The organism is Streptococcus sp. SCPM-O-B-15294 (M123), assembly GCF_058200455.1.
Genome location: NZ_JBYQGU010000008.1, coordinates 56307 through 73016 on the forward strand (window position 1 = coordinate 56307; position 16710 = coordinate 73016).

Consider the following 16710-nt stretch of genomic DNA (forward strand, 5'->3'; position numbering starts at 1 on the left):
ATCGAATTAAGCTTCGATTTCAGTAACCATACCTGAACCAACAGTACGTCCACCTTCACGGATTGAGAATGTAGTACCTTGTTCAACGGCGATTGGGTGGATCAACTCAACGTCGATAGTCACGTTATCACCAGGCATTACCATTTCAGTTCCAGCTGGAAGTTCGATAGATCCAGTTACGTCAGTTGTACGGAAGTAGAACTGTGGACGGTAGTTGTTGAAGAATGGAGTATGACGTCCACCTTCTTCTTTAGTAAGGATGTAAACTTCACCTTTGAATTTAGTGTGTGGGTTGATTGAACCTGGTTTAGCGATAACTTGTCCACGTTCGATTTCATCACGTTGGATACCACGAAGAAGCACACCAACGTTGTCCCCTGCAAGACCTTCGTCAAGTTGTTTACGGAACATTTCAACACCAGTAACAACCGCTTTTTGGATTTCTTCTTTAATACCAACGATTTCGATTTCGTCGTTGACTTTAACGATACCACGGTCGATACGTCCTGATGCTACAGTACCACGTCCAGTGATTGAGAATACGTCTTCGACTGGAAGAAGCAATGGTTTGTCAGTATCGCGTTCTGGTTCTGGGATGTACTCATCAACAGTGTTCATCAAGTCCATGATGATGTCTTCGTATTTAGCATCACCTTCAAGAGCTTTAAGAGCTGAACCTTGGATAACTGGAAGGTCATCACCTGGGAAATCGTATTCTGAAAGAAGGTCACGGATTTCCATTTCAACCAATTCAAGCAATTCTTCATCGTCAACCAAGTCAACTTTGTTCATGAAGACGATCAAGTGTTTAACACCAACCTGACGTGAAAGAAGGATGTGCTCACGAGTTTGTGGCATTGGTCCGTCAGTTGAAGCTACTACAAGGATAGCTCCGTCCATTTGAGCGGCACCAGTGATCATGTTTTTAACGTAGTCCGCGTGTCCTGGAGCGTCGATGTGAGCGTAGTGACGTTTTTCAGTTTCGTACTCAACGTGCGCAGTGTTGATAGTGATACCGCGTTCGCGTTCTTCTGGAGCAGCATCGATAGACGCATAGTCTTTAGGTTGGTTAACTGATGAAGGCAAGCGACGTGCCAAAACAGTTGTGATAGCTGCAGTTAGGGTAGTTTTACCGTGGTCAACGTGTCCGATAGTACCAATGTTAACGTGTGGTTTACTACGATCGTATTTTTCTTTTGCCATTTGAGTAAAAGCCTCCAATAAAATATATTTTATAGATAGACAGTAGGCAATACAGTCTAACTTTCCTTACTATTTTATCAAATTTCGTCTAAATTGCAAGTGTTTTACTAGCTTTTTTTCTTATTTCTTTTTTCTTAAAGGAATTTATCTAAATGAAAGTTTGTGAAATCTCATTTCCACTTCTTTTTTGAAATAAACAGCTGGATATTTCATTCTTTGCGACCTATTTTACATGTTTTTTCACAATCATTTTCACTTTATTCCATTAAAAAACCAATCCCTTTAATTGGGATTGGTTTTAAGGGGTCACGATTAACCAGAATTACGCAATCCTGTCGCGACACCATTGATCGTGATATGAATCAACTTGTCCTGATCGGCAGGCAATTCACCGCGTCTTTGGCGTTTAATTAATTCTAATTGAATATAGTTCAGAACATTAAAGTATGGCATACGATAATCTAAACTATCTTTTAGATAAGGGTTCTCAGCCAAGAGTTCATCATGACCTTCAATCTGTAAAATAACATCCTTAGTCAATTGCCACTCGTCCAGGATAATATTGAAGATGTCACGAACCTCTTCTTCTTCACACAGCTTGGCGTATTCAAAAGCAATGTTCATATTGGCTTTTGAAAGCACCATATCTACGTTTGAAAGAAGAGACTTGAAGAATGGCCATTTTTGGTACATATAACGCAAGGTTTCAATGTTTTCAGGATCAGCATCAATAAATTCTTTAAAACTAGACCCTACACCGTACCAACCAGGGAACATGACCCGGCTCTGTGACCATGAGAAGACCCAAGGAATAGCACGCAAGCCACCGATTTCTTTGATGGTCTTACGGGCTGCTGGACGGGAACCAATATTGAAACTAGAAATGGCCTTAATCGGACTGGATTCGAAGAAGTAATCATAGAAATGGTCATTGCCAAACACCAATTCACGATAAATATCGTAGCTACGATTGACAATCTGGTCCATAATCTCATTGTACTGATCGGACATGCTCTTTTCACTCTTCTTCTTAGCAATCATCCGGTTAATCGTTGCAGATACCAACATTTCCAAGTTGTAATAAGCTGCATCCTTGTTTCCATATTTATTGCCAATGACCTCACCTTGCTCCGTCAAACGAATGCGGTCATTAATGGATCTCAATGGTTGCGAGGTGATGGCTTCATAGGTTGGACCGCCCCCACGACCAACTGTTCCACCACGGCCATGGAAGAAGGTAATCTTCACACCAAACTCGTCGCCAATCGCTGTTAATTGTTGCTGGGCCTTATAAAGAGTCCAACAAGAAGATAAATAACCACCATCTTTGTTACTATCTGAATAACCAAGCATAATTTCTTGGTAGTTATTCTTAGAAGCAATCCAGCGTTTAGCAATTGGAAGTGATAGATACTTTCTCATTGTATCTTCAGATTGATCCAAGTCTTCGATTGTCTCAAAGAGGGGAACAATTTGCACACGTGCGCTTTCCTTGTCAATCAGTCCCACTTCTTTCAGCATGATAGCCAACTCAAGCATATCCGATACACTGGTTGCATGAGAAATAATGGTTTGGCGAATGACATCTTCTCCTAAGCGGTCTTTTAATTCACGCGCTGTTTGGAAAATAGCTAATTCTTTTTCAAGCAATTCTGATTTTTCTGCATGGGTAGCAGATAAAATCCGAGGATCTTCTAACAACTCTTGTAAAAGCAACTCGCACTTTTCGTCTTCTGACAAATCACTGTAATGGTCATTGATTCCAGCTTCTTTGAGAAGTTCCGCAACACAGGCTTCATGGACACTCGAATCTTGACGCATATCGATCGAAGCCAAGAAGAATCCAAAAACTTCTACTGCTTCTAATAACTCAGCAAACTCTCCTGAGATTAAGGCCTCTGCCTTATTTTCAATCAATGATTCTTGAATAAGAGTCAAATCCTGTTTAAATTCTTCAACTGTTTCGTAATAAGGAGGGCGATCTTCTGCCAACTCTTGGATAGCTCCACTGATGCGATTGCCAATATAATCAGAAACCACCCCTTGTTGATGGGTATGAGCACCGAGAAGACGCTCAACCGGATGACGGTCATCTACTGTTGAGCCAACGACAGACCATTCCTTAATATTCAATAAGGTTTGGACCAACTTGGATTGAATATAATGGAAGGCCCGACGGTAGGGCTCCTTCTCTCTAAAGACAGATGTATCACTGGAACGGGCAGCCATCTCTTCAACCGCTTGACTGGTTTTTGAAAGATTGGTAGAGAGGGAGAAGTTCCGATAAAGACTAGAGATTTTCTGAATATAATAGTTCAGAATGACTTCACTTTGAATCGTAGCTGATCGCTTCAAGGTCTCTGCAGTTACAAAAGGATTCCCATCCCGGTCTCCACCGATCCACATTCCCATCGTAATCGGTTTGGGGTGTTGCAACTCAATCCCTTGCTCTTTGGCAAGACGTTTGTATTCCAACATTAAGTTGGGAACAGCCTGAAGGAAGGAGCTATTATAGTATTCCATGACGTTGGTAATCTCATTGGTTACCTTAAGTTTCTTTTCACGGATCATATCGGTTTGCATCATAATTTCGATATTCCGACGCAAATTATTGTACCATTTGGTCTCGTTCATCAAGCCAGCTTTTACATCTCGATGTTGGCGCAAAAGACTGTGAATGTGAGTGGTTAAGTCCAACATGGTTTTCCGTTGCACTTGGGTCGGATGAGCGGTCAGTACCGGTACTACATTGAGGTGCTCCAAGATTTCCTGTGCATTTTCAGTCTCAGCTACCTGGCGAATGGTGGATGATAGTTTCCCTAGATAGTCTTGCCCCACATTATTTTGATGATTGATTTCAAAAGCCAAATCGACATCTTCAGAAATATTAATCAACAAGGGGAGAATGGCAAAGTAACGAGAAATCACGGTCATCTCTTCATTTGATAGCTCTTTGACAATTTGATCCAATTTTAAATAGTCTTTTGAAACAGATAGTTTTTTCAATTCAAGAATCTTATCAAAGGTTTCTGGACTCACCAAATTTTTAGCAATATCTTCTAAAATAGTGGTTAAAATCTCTGCTTCTTCTTTGATAATTTCTTTGTTGGTATAGCTCTCTAGTTTTTGTAAAGTCATGATAACTCCTTTCTTTACTCACTCCGATTTAGTAATAGCTCTGAATTTTCTGAGGCTTCTCGTAAGAAGGGTCCTCTTGAGTAGCTAGGGCGCGCTTTTCACTCGCATCAATATTTAAGACAAGGGCAATCGCAATGGATAAGACCCACAAACTATTTCCTCCTTGTGAAAGGAAGGGAAAGGTCACCCCTGTCGAAGGAATCAGCCCAGAAATCCCACCAATGTTGATGAAGGTTTGGGTCAGGAGCATCCCTCCTATACCAATCGCCATCATTGAATTAAATGGATCTCTTGCCCGAATCCCGACAAGAATAATGCGTAAAATTAAGAAGAACAACAAGGCTAGGATGAGACTAGCTCCCACAAAACCAAGTTCTTCAATAACGATTGAAAAGACAAAGTCTGTATGAGCTTCTGGGAGGTACCCTTGCTTTTCAATCGAATTTCCAAGCCCCAAGCCAAACCAGCCCCCATTACTCATGGCGTAATAAGAATTGGCTAGTTGGTGTCCCGAATCTGATAAATCATTAAAGGGGTTATAAAAAGCACTGAATCGTTTTGCTACATAGCCAAAGACAGGGATCTTAGAAAAACGCTCTACCCCGATTAGCTGAATAGAATAAAGAAGAACGGTTGAGCCTCCTACTAGGATAGCTAATAGGCTTGAGAACCAGCGGTAAGCTATCCCACTTGCACTAATCATAATTAAGGTTGTCAGTGCAAGAATGGTCGCATTTCCTAAGTCTGGCATGATGACTACAATAGCAATCAGGAAGAGCACCATCCAACGCCAATCCGACAAATCTCGAGGAAGCCATTGATTGTGGGTTAACGCTTGGTAATCATATCGTTGAATTTCTTCTTGCTTTTTGGAGAAGACCAAGGCCAAGTACCAGACGATAATAATCTTCAAATACTCAGCTGGCTGAATAGAGAAACCTCCAAAACTCAACCATCCATGTGCACCATTCACCGTATCTGTGATGAAACGCGATAGCAAGAGAAGGATTGTCTCAGCTATAATGAAAATTCCAATGAAGCGCTTTTTCTTAAGGACATTTAATTTCACCTTATAGGTAATCAAAATAGTGATCAAACTTAGAACAAAAAAGATCCCCTGGCTTCTGATCATACCAAATGGACTAACCCCTTTTTGGATGGCTAAGGCACTCGTTGTCGAGTAGACTACAATCAATCCCAATACTGACAAAAGGAGGTAAGGGATCAGGATTGAATAGTTTAAAAAATGACGTTTTTCTAATTTCATGTAACACCCATACTTCTAATTTTCAAATTTCATTATATCACCTTTCAATAGTAAAAAAAAGGAAAGACCAAATAAGATTCGGTTTTCACTTTCAAAAGATGATCAAACAGACCAGTCTAACTCTTATTTCTACTTCAACTATTGTGAGGAAGCAAGGAAAATCAACCCTCTGATTCACTATAATATCATCTTGTTTTTCCTGTTTTCGGACCCTTTGTTTTGCCTTTTTCCATCTTTTACGGTAAAATGATTCTGTATGAGAAAAAGGATTAAACCAATTGTCCTCTTTGTCTTTTTCGCAAGTATCTTTTCCTTTTTGATAATTTCTAAAACAGTAGCAGATATCCAAAGGAATCAACTTGCTAGAAACAAGACCCTACAAGAGGCAAAGACAACCAATCAAACAAAAATCCCATCTTCCTCTTCTTCTGACTCAGTTGAAGAATTAGATCAAGAATTTTTGAATCGACCAATTATTGATATCTCTGGTTGGCAATTGCCAAGCGAGATTGATTATGATCTCTTAGCACAGAATGTTTCTGGAGTCATTGTTCGAGTTCATAGTGGCGCTCAAGCTAAAAAAGAAAATGCTGCGACTTATTTAAATGGAATTGACAAATCATACGAAACTCATATTAAAGAGTTTCAAAAACGAAATATTCCAGTTGCGGTATATGCTTACGTAGCTGCCAAGGACAAAAAAGAAATGGAAAAGGAAGCAGAAGAGTTCTATCAGGCGTCCAAAAAATACAAACCAACCTATTATTGGTTGGATGTAGAAGAAAAAACCATGGATGATATGAACGCTGGAGTGGAAGCTTTCCGTGCCAAGCTAGAATCATTGGGAGCCAAAAATATCGGAATCTATATCGGGACCTATTTCATGGAAGAACATAGTATCTCCACTGATAAATTTACCGCCCTCTGGATTCCAACTTATGGCTATGATGACGGCTACTACAATGCAGCTCCATCTACTGATAACGAGTATGATCTTCATCAGTACACCTCTCAGGGCAATTGAATGGCTTTACCCACTACTTGGACTTGAACCAGATTGCGCCAACACAAGATCAAGAAAAGATCTACCGAAAACTATTTACAGTCGAAAAAAATTAAAAGAGGCAACTGCCTCTTTTTCTCTTGAACGGAAACTCAAAGAGTATGATATAATGTTAGGAAATTAAGAGAAAGAGAAGAGTGAGATGGCAAAAAAACAAAAAGTAAAAAAAACATTGGTTGAACAAATCTTGCAAAAAGCAAAAACCGACCATACAGGATTGCAAATCAATGCCCTTGAGGGAATCATCCCAGAAGGGATTACGACTGATCAAATCTATAAGACACTGGCTCTAACAGGTGATAAAACTGGTCCCGTCATTGGGATTGTTCCCATCTCTTCCCACTTGTCAGAGAAAAAATTGGCCAAACTATCTGGCAATAAAAAAGTTAGTATGATTCCGCAAAAAGACTTGGAAAAGACAACGGGCTATGTCCATGGGGCCAATAATCCTGTTGGCATTCGACAAAAACACAACTACCCTATTTTTATTGACCAGTCTGCCCTGGAACTTGATCAGATGATTGTCTCTGCAGGTGAAGTTGGTCATAGTATTCAAATCAAGGCACAAGATTTAGCTGATTTTGTCAAGGCTAGCTTCGAAGACTTAGTCGAGTAAAGGACCAAACACATATGAAACTATATTTTATCCGCCACGGACGTACTGAGTGGAACGAGGAAGGACGTTTTCAAGGAGCCAATGGCGATTCACCACTTCTTCCTTCTTCCATTCAGCAAATCAAAAAACTAGGGCATTCCCTCTCATCGATAAGATTTGATGCCGTCTTTTCTAGTGATTTAAAACGGGCAGTCGACACCGCCCAACTGATTATGGTTCAAAATCAGTTCCCCATCCATGTAGAAGAAATCTCTGACTTGCGGGAATGGAGTCTAGGACAATTGGAAGGATGTAAAATTGATACCATTCGATCCAAATATCCTCAAGAAATGGAAGCTTTCCGCCACGATCTATCACAATTCCATCACGATCTATTCGATGCAGAATCCCTTTCTGATACAACCAAGCGGACCTGTGATTTTGTGAAAAGCTTGAAAGGAAAAAAATTCGATACCGTTCTTATCGTTGGCCATGGGGCTAATTTAACCGCTTCGATCCGGACTCTACTTGGCTATAAACCAGAAGAACTTCGCAAAAATGGTGGTCTCACCAATGCCAGTGTGACCATTTTGACTACAGATGATTTTGAGCACTTTGACCTCTTACAATGGAATGATACTTCCTATTTGGAAGACTAAAAAACACTGATAGCAAGATAATTGTTTTAGAATAGAGGCAAAGTCTATTTAGAAACTTTCCTTAGGTGAATGCGGACGTCAGCGAACTTCGAAGAAGTTCCATGACTAATTAAGATACAAAGGGCGTCTGCGGATAAAGTCAAAATAGGAAGCCCGTGTTCAATTAGTTTTGGACCCCTTCGCTTTTTAATTTCAAAGCTCAGGCTAAAACAGTTTCCCAAACTGTTTTACTCCCAAAACTCCCGAGTTCCTGAAACAATTTAGTTTCAGGAACTTTTCTCACTGCGGAAAGTTTTTAATCTTCTTAAATAACAAAAAAATAAAAGTTATTTTTTGAAAATCATCTAGTTGTCTTATGTAAAACAATAGTCTGTATACATTCAAAAACACTGATCTTGCGATCAGTGTTTTCTTTTAGCTTATTTCATAGTTGGGAAGAGCAATACGTCACGGATAGTAGTTGTATCAGTAAGGAGCATGCAGAGACGGTCGATACCGATTCCCAATCCTCCTGTTGGTGGCATACCATATTCAAGAGCTTCTACATAATCGTAGTCAATTCCAGTTGCTTCGTCGTCTCCCAATTCTTTGGCACGTGCCTGCGCTTCGAAACGCTCCAATTGGTCGATTGGGTCGTTCAATTCTGTAAAGGCATTAGCATATTCCTTGGTCATGATGAAGAGCTCGAAACGATCTGTGAAACGAGGATCCTCATCATTCTTCTTAGCCAATGGAGATACAGCTACAGGGTGTCCATAGACAAAGGTTGGTTGTGTCAAGGTTTCTTCTACATATTCCTCGAAGAAGGCATTGATGATATGCCCCACTTCAGTGTAGTGTTTTTCAACTGGCACATGTTTTTCTTTGGCAAGGGCTGCTGCTTCTTCAAAGCTCATTTCCTGCCAGAAGTCAACACCAGCAATTTCCTTGATGGCATCCACCATGTGGACACGCTTGAATGGTTCATTGATCTTGATTTCAGTTCCTTGGTAGTTAACAGGACCATCCCCATGAATGGCTTTCGCAGCGTGTTGGATAATCCCTTCCGTCAAGTCCATAATATCTTGGTAGTCAGCATAGGCTTGGTAGACTTCGATGGAGGTGAATTCAGGGTTGTGGGTAGCATCCATTCCTTCGTTACGGAAGATACGTCCGATTTCATAGACGCGCTCCATTCCACCAACGATCAAACGTTTCAAGTGAAGCTCGGTCGCGATACGAAGTACCATGTCAATGTTTTGGGCATTGTGGTGAGTGATAAACGGACGCGCAGATGCTCCACCAGCTTCATTGTGAAGAACAGGTGTTTCTACTTCAAGGAAGCCTTGACCATCCAAGTAACGACGGATTTCTGAAATGATTTTCGAACGGGTTACAAAGCGGTTAAAGCTTTCACGGTTCGAAATCAAATCCAAGTAGCGTTTGCGGTAGATGGTTTCCACATCAGACAAGCCATGGAATTTTTCAGGCAAGGGACGAAGGGCTTTAGACAAATGGGTGATGTGAGTAGCTTTGATGGAAAGTTCACCCATGTCTGTCCGCATTACTTCACCTTCTACCCCAAGGAAATCTCCAAGGTCAGCCTTTTTGAAAATTTCATAATTTTCTTCACCGACCGCATCTTTCCGAACGTAAATTTGGATTTGACCTTCACGGTCTTGAAGGTGGCCAAAGCCAACCTTCCCTTTCCCACGTTTGGTTACAAGACGACCCGCAATAATGGCCGTTTCGTTCAAATCATGAAGTTGTTCTTTATCTAATTCTGAATATTTTTCTTTCAATTGACCAGAATCTGCAGTTCGTTCGAATCGCTTTCCAAATGGGTCGATTCCTTGTTCACGAAGGGCCGCCATCTTTTCACGACGGACAATCTGCTGGTCATTTAATTCTTCCATATGTTCAGTAGTCATTTGGAACCTCCTAAGTTATTCTCCCCTATTTTATCATATTTGACGGGGAAATACACTATTCTTGAGCAGGAAAAATGAAAAAAGGAATGGAAGGAAAGGGTTCCTTCTCCCTTTTCCATCACATTCCATTCATTCATGATCAAATTCTGCTTCATCCGACTCAAGCATGTAGGTCATTCATCCTTATTCATAGCGAAGAGCTTCAATTGGATCGAGTTTTGATGCCTTACTTGCTGGTAGGATACCGAAGACAATTCCAACGCAAGCTGAGAAGATGATACTTCCGATAGCCACTGACATGGAGACGACTGGTGGTCCTTCTAGAGCACCTGCGGCAGCTGTAGCGATGAGGGCATTGACACCGTAGGCCAATCCCAGCCCGAGAATTCCTCCCATCATGGTCAAGACCATGGATTCGATGAGAAATTGAATCAAGATTTTTCCACGAGTAGCTCCGAGGGCTTTTCTCAGACCGATTTCACGTGTCCGCTCAGTCACAGAAACCAACATGATATTCATGACCCCAATCCCACCAACGAGAAGGGAGATTCCTGCAATCGCTCCGATGACTGTTGTCATAATACTGAGCATTTGATTGGTCTGCTCCAAGATACTATCCATGTTAAAGATTTGGAACTCTCCTTGGCGAACTCCCGATAACTCGGTTAATTTTTTCGCCGCTTCGATCCCAGTTGGTTTAATCTGTTTGACATCCGGGATATGCACCACAATAGTAGAAATTTCTTCTGTTCCAAATTCTGAAGCTACTTGGGTATTGGCCATCAAGGCACTTCCTCCAGAAGAAACCCCGTATAATGCAGATCCAGCATTTGGATCCTTGAAGATCCCTACCACCCGATAGTTGTTGTCTCCGACAGCAACCACTTGGTTGAGGGCACTTTCCGTCCCAAATAAGGTCGAAGCTAAGCCTTCATCCAACATGATGACCCGTGAGAAACTCTGATAATCTGAAGGATTCAGTTTTCTTCCTGAAACCAATTCAAATTTTCTTACTGAGAAATAAGTATCATTGACTCCCATGATATTGACCCCTTCAGATTTTTTCTTCTGATAGGAGATAGTGGCATTGGCCGTATTACCAACATAGTAGCCATCAATGCCAGGAATCTTGGTCAATTCCTTGACCCATTCTTCTTGAACGACGGGTGGTGTTTCAAGGATTGGGTTGTCAACGTCCTCGCTACTTTCCTCTCCATAGCCAGCTGGCGGTGACATTCCTTGGTCTTCTTCACTGGCAACACCGCCTTCGCCACCACCTTCTGCGCCTCCTTCTTCTGAGACAGGTTCCGGGCCAAGATTAAAACCAGTCATGTAGCCACTCTTTCGGGCGGAATAGGAAATCTGAACATATTGTTGATCCTTGGTAAAGGTCTTAGTCACTCCCGCTTTCATCCCATCTCCGAGAGCCATGATGACAACGACCGAGGCAACCCCGATGATAATCCCTACCATGGTTAAGAACGATCTCATTTTATGTCCCATAATGGAACTAATAGCGAATTTCCAGTTCTGCATCAGGCCCTCCTTTCGTTACGGCTATCCGAAGAAATCACTCCATCTCGAATGACAATCTGACGTTTGGCATAGGCAGCAATCTCCGTTTCATGGGTCACCATGATAATGGTTTTGCCTTCTTGATTGAGTGCTGTCAAGAGCTCCATAATTTGATCGCCAGTTTTGGAGTCGAGAGCTCCAGTTGGTTCATCCGCTAAGATAATAGAAGGATGATTGACCAAAGCACGCGCAATGGCCACCCGTTGTTTTTGCCCTCCAGACAATTCCGAAGGAAGATGGTGCATCCGCGTATCTAGTTCAACTTTCTTTAAAAATTGTTCAGCTAATTCCTTTCGTTTAGAAGGATTCACTCCTGCATAAATCAAGGGAAGCTCGACGTTTTGAAAGGCATTGAGTTTTGATAGGAGAAAGAATTGTTGGAAGACAAAGCCAATTTGCTCATTGCGAACTTGGGCTAACTTCTTCTCACTGAGGTTCCCAACCTCTTCCCCTTCTAGTCTGTACTCACCACTGGTCGGACGATCGAGAAGTCCAATGATATTCATTAGGGTCGATTTCCCAGAACCAGAAGGTCCCATAATGGCTAGAAATTCTCCCTCTTCTACTTCTAAATGGATATCCTTTAATACCTGTAAGGTTTGATCGCCATTTTTATAACTTTTATTGATATTTTTCAGCTCAATCAATTTTGTCATATTTTCCGACCTCTTTCCCATCTTCCAAATCGCCAGAAGGGTTGATGATCACTTGCGCATCTTTCTTCAAACCAGATAAGACTTCTTGATTTTCTGCATCTGCATTTCCTAAGGTAACATTGACTTTTTTAGCCTTGCCAGCTTCAATCGTCCAAACATAGCTTTGATCGCCGTCTGATAAGACACTTGTCACAGGAACTAAAGGATGGATGGTTGAACTTTTTACTTCAATATTGACAGAGAAACCTTGTTTCAAATCACCAATCTCACTGGTAATATCTACCGTAAACGGATATTTAGCTCCCCCTGTTCCTTGTCCAGAACCTGCGGCATTTGCACCAGCCTGACCAGCATCTGTCGGATAGTTGGCAACGTAGCTAATCTTTCCAGTCCATTTTTTTCCAGGATAGACCTTAGAGGTTAAGGTCACTTCTTGACCAACTGAAATGTTGGCTAGATTGTATTCAGACAACTCACCTTTTACTTGAAGGTTACCGTTGCTGACGATATGAACAAGGGTTTGGTTGGTTCCGGTTGTTGATTTGGAAACATCTTTATTGACTTCTACAACCGTTCCATCTGTACTACTTTTTACGGTTGTAGCATCCAACAAGGCCTTGGCTTTTTCCATATTGGCTACTGCATCCGCACGAGCATCGCGCAAATCTCCCACTTGTGTATCCAAGGAGCGTTGGGCTTGAGAGGCCGAACTGCTATCTGCTTCCTCATCCCCTGTTGTATCAATGGTCACTCCATTGGTCAAGAGATCGTTCAATTGACGATCTGCCTTATTGACCGCACGTACCGCCGCGTCATAGGCAGATTGCGCTTCTGTACTACTATATTGAACAATAGCTTGGCCAGCGGTTACTTGATCCCCGACATTCACTAAGATCGATTGCAAATCTCCTTTGGTTCCGTCAAAGTAAATATATTGTTCTTGATTGGCTGTGACCTTACCTGTCAATAGAACAGAGGAAGCAATCGAACCTTCTTTCACGGTTTGTACCATAGGTGTTATATCGACCATTTCTTCAGGGCCACTACTTGATTTTCCAAAAGCAAGCCAGCTCCCCATTCCTACAACTGCTATTGCAGCACCTGTCGCTGTAATAATTTGCCATTTTTTAAATTTCTTCATTTCTTTCCTCCAGTATTCGAAAGCGTTTCAATTTATAAGTTTAGTATATCATATTTCCTCATTTTTCAATTCAGAATCATCTGTTTTGCACGTTTTTTTTGCTATCTTGTTTTCTCCTCCTATTCAACGATGGTAATTTCTTGATTTTTGTAACCTTTGTTGTTACAATGAAAGTGTAAATCAACAAAGGAGTACTGACCATGAAAGAATTTGATATTATCTCCATTGGTGGAGGTAGCGGAGGGATTGCTACCATGAACCGAGCTGGAGAACATGGAGCCCGCGCTGCTGTTATTGAAGAAAAGCAGCTAGGTGGGACCTGTGTCAACAAAGGATGTGTCCCTAAAAAAATTATGTGGTATGGCGCCCAAATTGCTGAAGCCATTCGTGATTACGGTCCAGATTATGGGTTTACTTCTGAACAGACCCATTTTGATTTTGCGACCCTAAGAAAAAATCGCGAAGCTTATATTAATCGGGCTCGTTCTTCTTATGATGGCAGTTTTAAACGAAATGGTGTGGAGTATATCCAAGGTCGCGCACGCTTTGTCGACCCTCATACAGTTGAAGTCAACGGGGAAACCATCAAGGCTAAACACATTGTGATCGCTACAGGGGCTCATGCTTACATCCCAGATTTACCAGGTGCAGACTTAGGAGAAACCTCTGACGATGTCTTTGCTTGGGAAGAACTACCAAAATCAGTTGCCATTATTGGCGCTGGCTACATTGCGGTAGAACTAGCCGGTGTCCTCCATGCCCTTGGTGTTAAGACAGACCTCTTCGTTCGAGGGGATCGTCCCTTAAGAAAGTTTGATTCTTACATTGTCGATGGCTTAATGGAGGAGATGGATAAACAAGGATTGCCTCTCCATCCTCACAAGGTTCCTGTCCGACTCACGAAGGAAGAAAATGGTCAAATCCGAGTTTATTTTGAAGATCAAACATCTTTTGTCGCTGATCATGTCATCTGGGCGACCGGCCGAAAACCAAACGTCCAAGACCTCCATCTAGAAGCTGCAGGTGTCACCTTAAATGAAAAAGGATTCATTGCAGTGGATGAATACCAGAATACGGTTGTTCCTGGCATCTATGCTCTTGGGGATGTCACAGGAGAAAAAGAATTAACTCCTGTCGCTATCAAGGCAGGGCGTACCCTATCCGAACGTCTCTTTAATGGAAAAACCGATGCTAAAATGGACTACACAACCATTCCGACCGTTATCTTTTCCCATCCTGCTATTGGTACAGTCGGTCTCACTCAAGAAGAAGCCGAAAAACAATATGGAAAAGAAGCTATCAAGGTCTATACTTCAAGTTTCGCCTCTATGTATTCAGCTGTGACCCAACATCGTCAGTTGGCTAAATTTAAACTCATCACTGCAGGACCGGAAGAAACCGTTGTCGGTCTCCATGGTCTTGGGTATGGGGTGGATGAAATGATCCAAGGATTTGCCGTTGCTATCAAGATGGGAGCGACAAAAGCTGATTTCGATGCGACCGTCGCTATTCATCCAACTGGATCCGAAGAATTCGTTACCATGCGCTAATATCAGAAAAGGTTTGTTTGACAAGCCTTTTTCTTATGTTTAAATTTTAATGGATCATCATTGGAGCTACCATAGTCTAACCTTTCATTTTAACTTTCTTTCCTTACATTTTTGTAAGATAACAAGGTTTGATAAGATAACCATCAGATTCACTAATAGATTTCAACATCCATATAAAAGAGCCCGAAGATACGCTTCAGGCTCTGTTTATTTAAGGCAAGATAGCAATGGCACGAACAGGTGAACCAGTTGCCTTGTCCCAGTGAGGGAAGGCAATTGAAATCAAGGCACCTACGGCTGGCACTTGATCCAAGTGGTTCAAGACTTCTACTTGGTAGATATTTTGCTCCAAAAGGTAGTATTCATTGACCAAGCCGTGTTCTGCTGCTGGAATACCAGCATCTGTGTCAAAGGTTTCATGACCCACAGCCTTGACATGGCGTTCATGAATCAAGAATTCCAAGGCTTCACGGCTCCATCCTGGACTTTGTTGAACCCCATTTTCATCTAGATTACGCATAGCATCTTGATCTGGCCAACGTTTTGACCAATCACTACGGAAGGCAACAAAAGCACCCTCAGCAATTTGTCCATGTTCAGCTTCAAAATCTAAGATATCTTGTTTGCTCAAGATAAAGTTTGGGTTCGCGGCTACTTCTTTAGACTTGTCAATAACATAGAGTGGTAAGAGGAGATCTTTGAGGTCAATCTCATCCAACCAACGGCCCCCTTCTACAAAGTGAATTGGTGCATCGATATGCGTTCCGTATTGACCAACCACTGTAAATTTTTGGACATGGAAGCCATCTTTTAATGTGAAGAGGTCTTCTTGTTGCAAGGCAGGAAGAGCTGGGAAGTGAGGACTTTCTGCATTGATTTGATGACTCAAGTCCACCCATTTTTTAGCTTGCAATTCTTTATAAATACTTAGTAAATCTGACATATGGATTCCTTTCCTATAAGTGCTACATGGCATAAATGAATAAGGTTATTATAACAGTCCATCCCATCATCCACAATGATTTGCGTTAATCTTGTTTTCTTGAATAGGATATAGTTTCAAGCTATAATTATTGAAAACATCAAAAAAGAGGCCGGGACAAAAGTCCTAGCTTCTCAATTGTCTTTGGATTATCGAGCAAGACGCAGTGGTTGAGTGGGCTCTACCACGCTGATTTCATCAGCTTTTATAGCCCTACTCAACTGTGTGGAGGTGGGACCACGAAATCGAATTCTAACGAATTACCGATTTCTGTCCCACTCTCTTTCTTACTCAGCCTATTACTGTTTAAATGCATCTAGCAGAACTTGGAATTCTTCGTTGGTCAAAGTGATCCCCTTGCCCATCTTCGTATGGTCAGGGCTCCAAGTTCGGATATCATACTTGGCAGGTGCTCCATTAAAGCTAACCCGGTTTAACTCCTTGGTCCATCCTTTTTCATTTTCAGATAAGACCAAGAGTTGTTCTTCAATTTCAAAACTAAAATCTGCCATTTCATACTCCTTTCAATGTCTTTCACCTTAATAATTCGTAAAAAATTTTACAAAATGAATGAAATTTTCTATAATATATTGTATCAACTTATGGAGAATTATGCTATGAAAAGATTTCTTGAGCTTCTCAAGGACAGAGCCAATGAATTTTTCAACGATAAAACCTCTCAACCAGCTCCTTTAGAGGATGGTAAAACGATTCAGATTATTGAACTGGCCCTTCGAAAAAAACAAGGAGTCCATGTCATCTTCCAAAATAAGAGTTTTACAGGCGATATCGTGAAATATGATCAGGAACGAAAACAACTCATTGTCAAGAATTTTAAAAAGAGTATGTCAACCATCATTCGAATTTCTGACATTCAAAAGATTAGTCTCGTTCCACATACGATTCGAATCGCACAACAAAAAACACCGTAAACTTCCAAGCTCGGGAAGCATGCGGTGTTTTTTTTACGT

General features: G+C 41.4%; 13 protein-coding genes and 1 pseudogene. 5 read left to right on the forward strand and 9 right to left on the reverse strand.

Translation table 11 applies throughout. From position 1 onward, the window contains the following. Positions 1-6: 6 nt before the first annotated feature. From tuf to ftsW, 3 genes are all read right to left on the reverse strand, one after another. Positions 7-1203 (reverse strand): elongation factor Tu, encoded by a 1197-nt coding sequence (gene tuf, locus AC3E8G_RS06555; RefSeq protein WP_006595927.1) that lies wholly within the window; start codon positions 1201-1203, stop codon positions 7-9. A 312-nt stretch (positions 1204-1515) separates the two neighbouring features. Next, positions 1516-4341, reverse strand: coding sequence for a phosphoenolpyruvate carboxylase (ppc, locus tag AC3E8G_RS06560; protein ID WP_490677310.1), 2826 nt, complete (start codon positions 4339-4341; stop codon positions 1516-1518). Positions 4342-4369: 28 nt separating this feature from the next. Continuing rightward, positions 4370-5608, reverse strand: coding sequence for a cell division peptidoglycan polymerase FtsW (gene ftsW / locus AC3E8G_RS06565; RefSeq protein ID WP_490677311.1), 1239 nt, complete (start codon positions 5606-5608; stop codon positions 4370-4372). Positions 5609-5864: 256 nt separating this feature from the next. On the opposite strand from ftsW, the pseudogene AC3E8G_RS06570 reads away from it, so the two are divergent. The 3 genes and pseudogenes from AC3E8G_RS06570 to AC3E8G_RS06580 all read left to right on the forward strand — a co-directional run bounded on the left by AC3E8G_RS06570 (position 5865) and on the right by AC3E8G_RS06580 (position 7925). Further along, positions 5865-6727, forward strand: a pseudogene (locus tag AC3E8G_RS06570) (GH25 family lysozyme). Between the two features lie 86 nt (positions 6728-6813). Beyond that, positions 6814-7287, forward strand: a complete 474-nt coding sequence (locus AC3E8G_RS06575; protein WP_490677312.1) for an aminoacyl-tRNA deacylase — start codon at positions 6814-6816, stop codon at positions 7285-7287. Positions 7288-7301: 14 nt separating this feature from the next. Then, on the forward strand, positions 7302-7925 hold the full coding sequence (locus AC3E8G_RS06580) for a histidine phosphatase family protein (RefSeq protein WP_490677313.1): 624 nt from the start codon (positions 7302-7304) through the stop codon (positions 7923-7925). A gap of 419 nt (positions 7926-8344) precedes the next feature. Here AC3E8G_RS06580 and lysS read toward each other — a convergent pair whose 3' ends face one another. From lysS to AC3E8G_RS06600, 4 genes are all read right to left on the reverse strand, one after another. After that, complete coding sequence (gene lysS / locus AC3E8G_RS06585; RefSeq protein ID WP_490677314.1) at positions 8345-9835, reverse strand: lysine--tRNA ligase; 1491 nt, start codon at positions 9833-9835, stop codon at positions 8345-8347. 183 nt (positions 9836-10018) lie between these two features. Further along, positions 10019-11371, reverse strand: a complete 1353-nt coding sequence (locus AC3E8G_RS06590; RefSeq protein WP_048717382.1) for an ABC transporter permease — start codon at positions 11369-11371, stop codon at positions 10019-10021. Next, entirely contained in the window at positions 11371-12066 is a 696-nt protein-coding gene (locus AC3E8G_RS06595) for an ABC transporter ATP-binding protein (RefSeq protein WP_485771452.1), read from the reverse strand. The genes AC3E8G_RS06590 and AC3E8G_RS06595 overlap by 1 nt, the downstream gene beginning before the upstream one ends. Then, positions 12050-13207, reverse strand: coding sequence for an efflux RND transporter periplasmic adaptor subunit (locus AC3E8G_RS06600; RefSeq protein WP_195550007.1), 1158 nt, complete (start codon positions 13205-13207; stop codon positions 12050-12052). The genes AC3E8G_RS06595 and AC3E8G_RS06600 overlap by 17 nt, the downstream gene beginning before the upstream one ends. Before the next feature lie 200 nt (positions 13208-13407). Here AC3E8G_RS06600 and gorA point away from each other — a divergent pair, with 200 nt between their 5' ends. Further along, on the forward strand, positions 13408-14757 hold the full coding sequence (gene gorA / locus AC3E8G_RS06605) for a glutathione-disulfide reductase (RefSeq protein ID WP_490677315.1): 1350 nt from the start codon (positions 13408-13410) through the stop codon (positions 14755-14757). Between the two features lie 211 nt (positions 14758-14968). On the opposite strand, the gene AC3E8G_RS06610 is transcribed toward gorA, so the two are convergent. Further along, positions 14969-15700, reverse strand: coding sequence for a cyclase family protein (locus AC3E8G_RS06610; RefSeq protein WP_048689477.1), 732 nt, complete (start codon positions 15698-15700; stop codon positions 14969-14971). Between the two features lie 338 nt (positions 15701-16038). Beyond that, complete coding sequence (locus AC3E8G_RS06615) at positions 16039-16251, reverse strand: YdbC family protein (RefSeq protein WP_006597402.1); 213 nt, start codon at positions 16249-16251, stop codon at positions 16039-16041. Positions 16252-16341: 90 nt separating this feature from the next. On the opposite strand from AC3E8G_RS06615, the gene AC3E8G_RS06620 reads away from it, so the two are divergent. Beyond that, the gene (locus AC3E8G_RS06620) at positions 16342-16671 is read left to right on the forward strand and encodes a hypothetical protein (RefSeq protein ID WP_040803002.1); all 330 of its coding nucleotides are present in this window, start codon (positions 16342-16344) and stop codon (positions 16669-16671) included. The last annotated feature ends 39 nt before the right edge of the window (positions 16672-16710 follow it).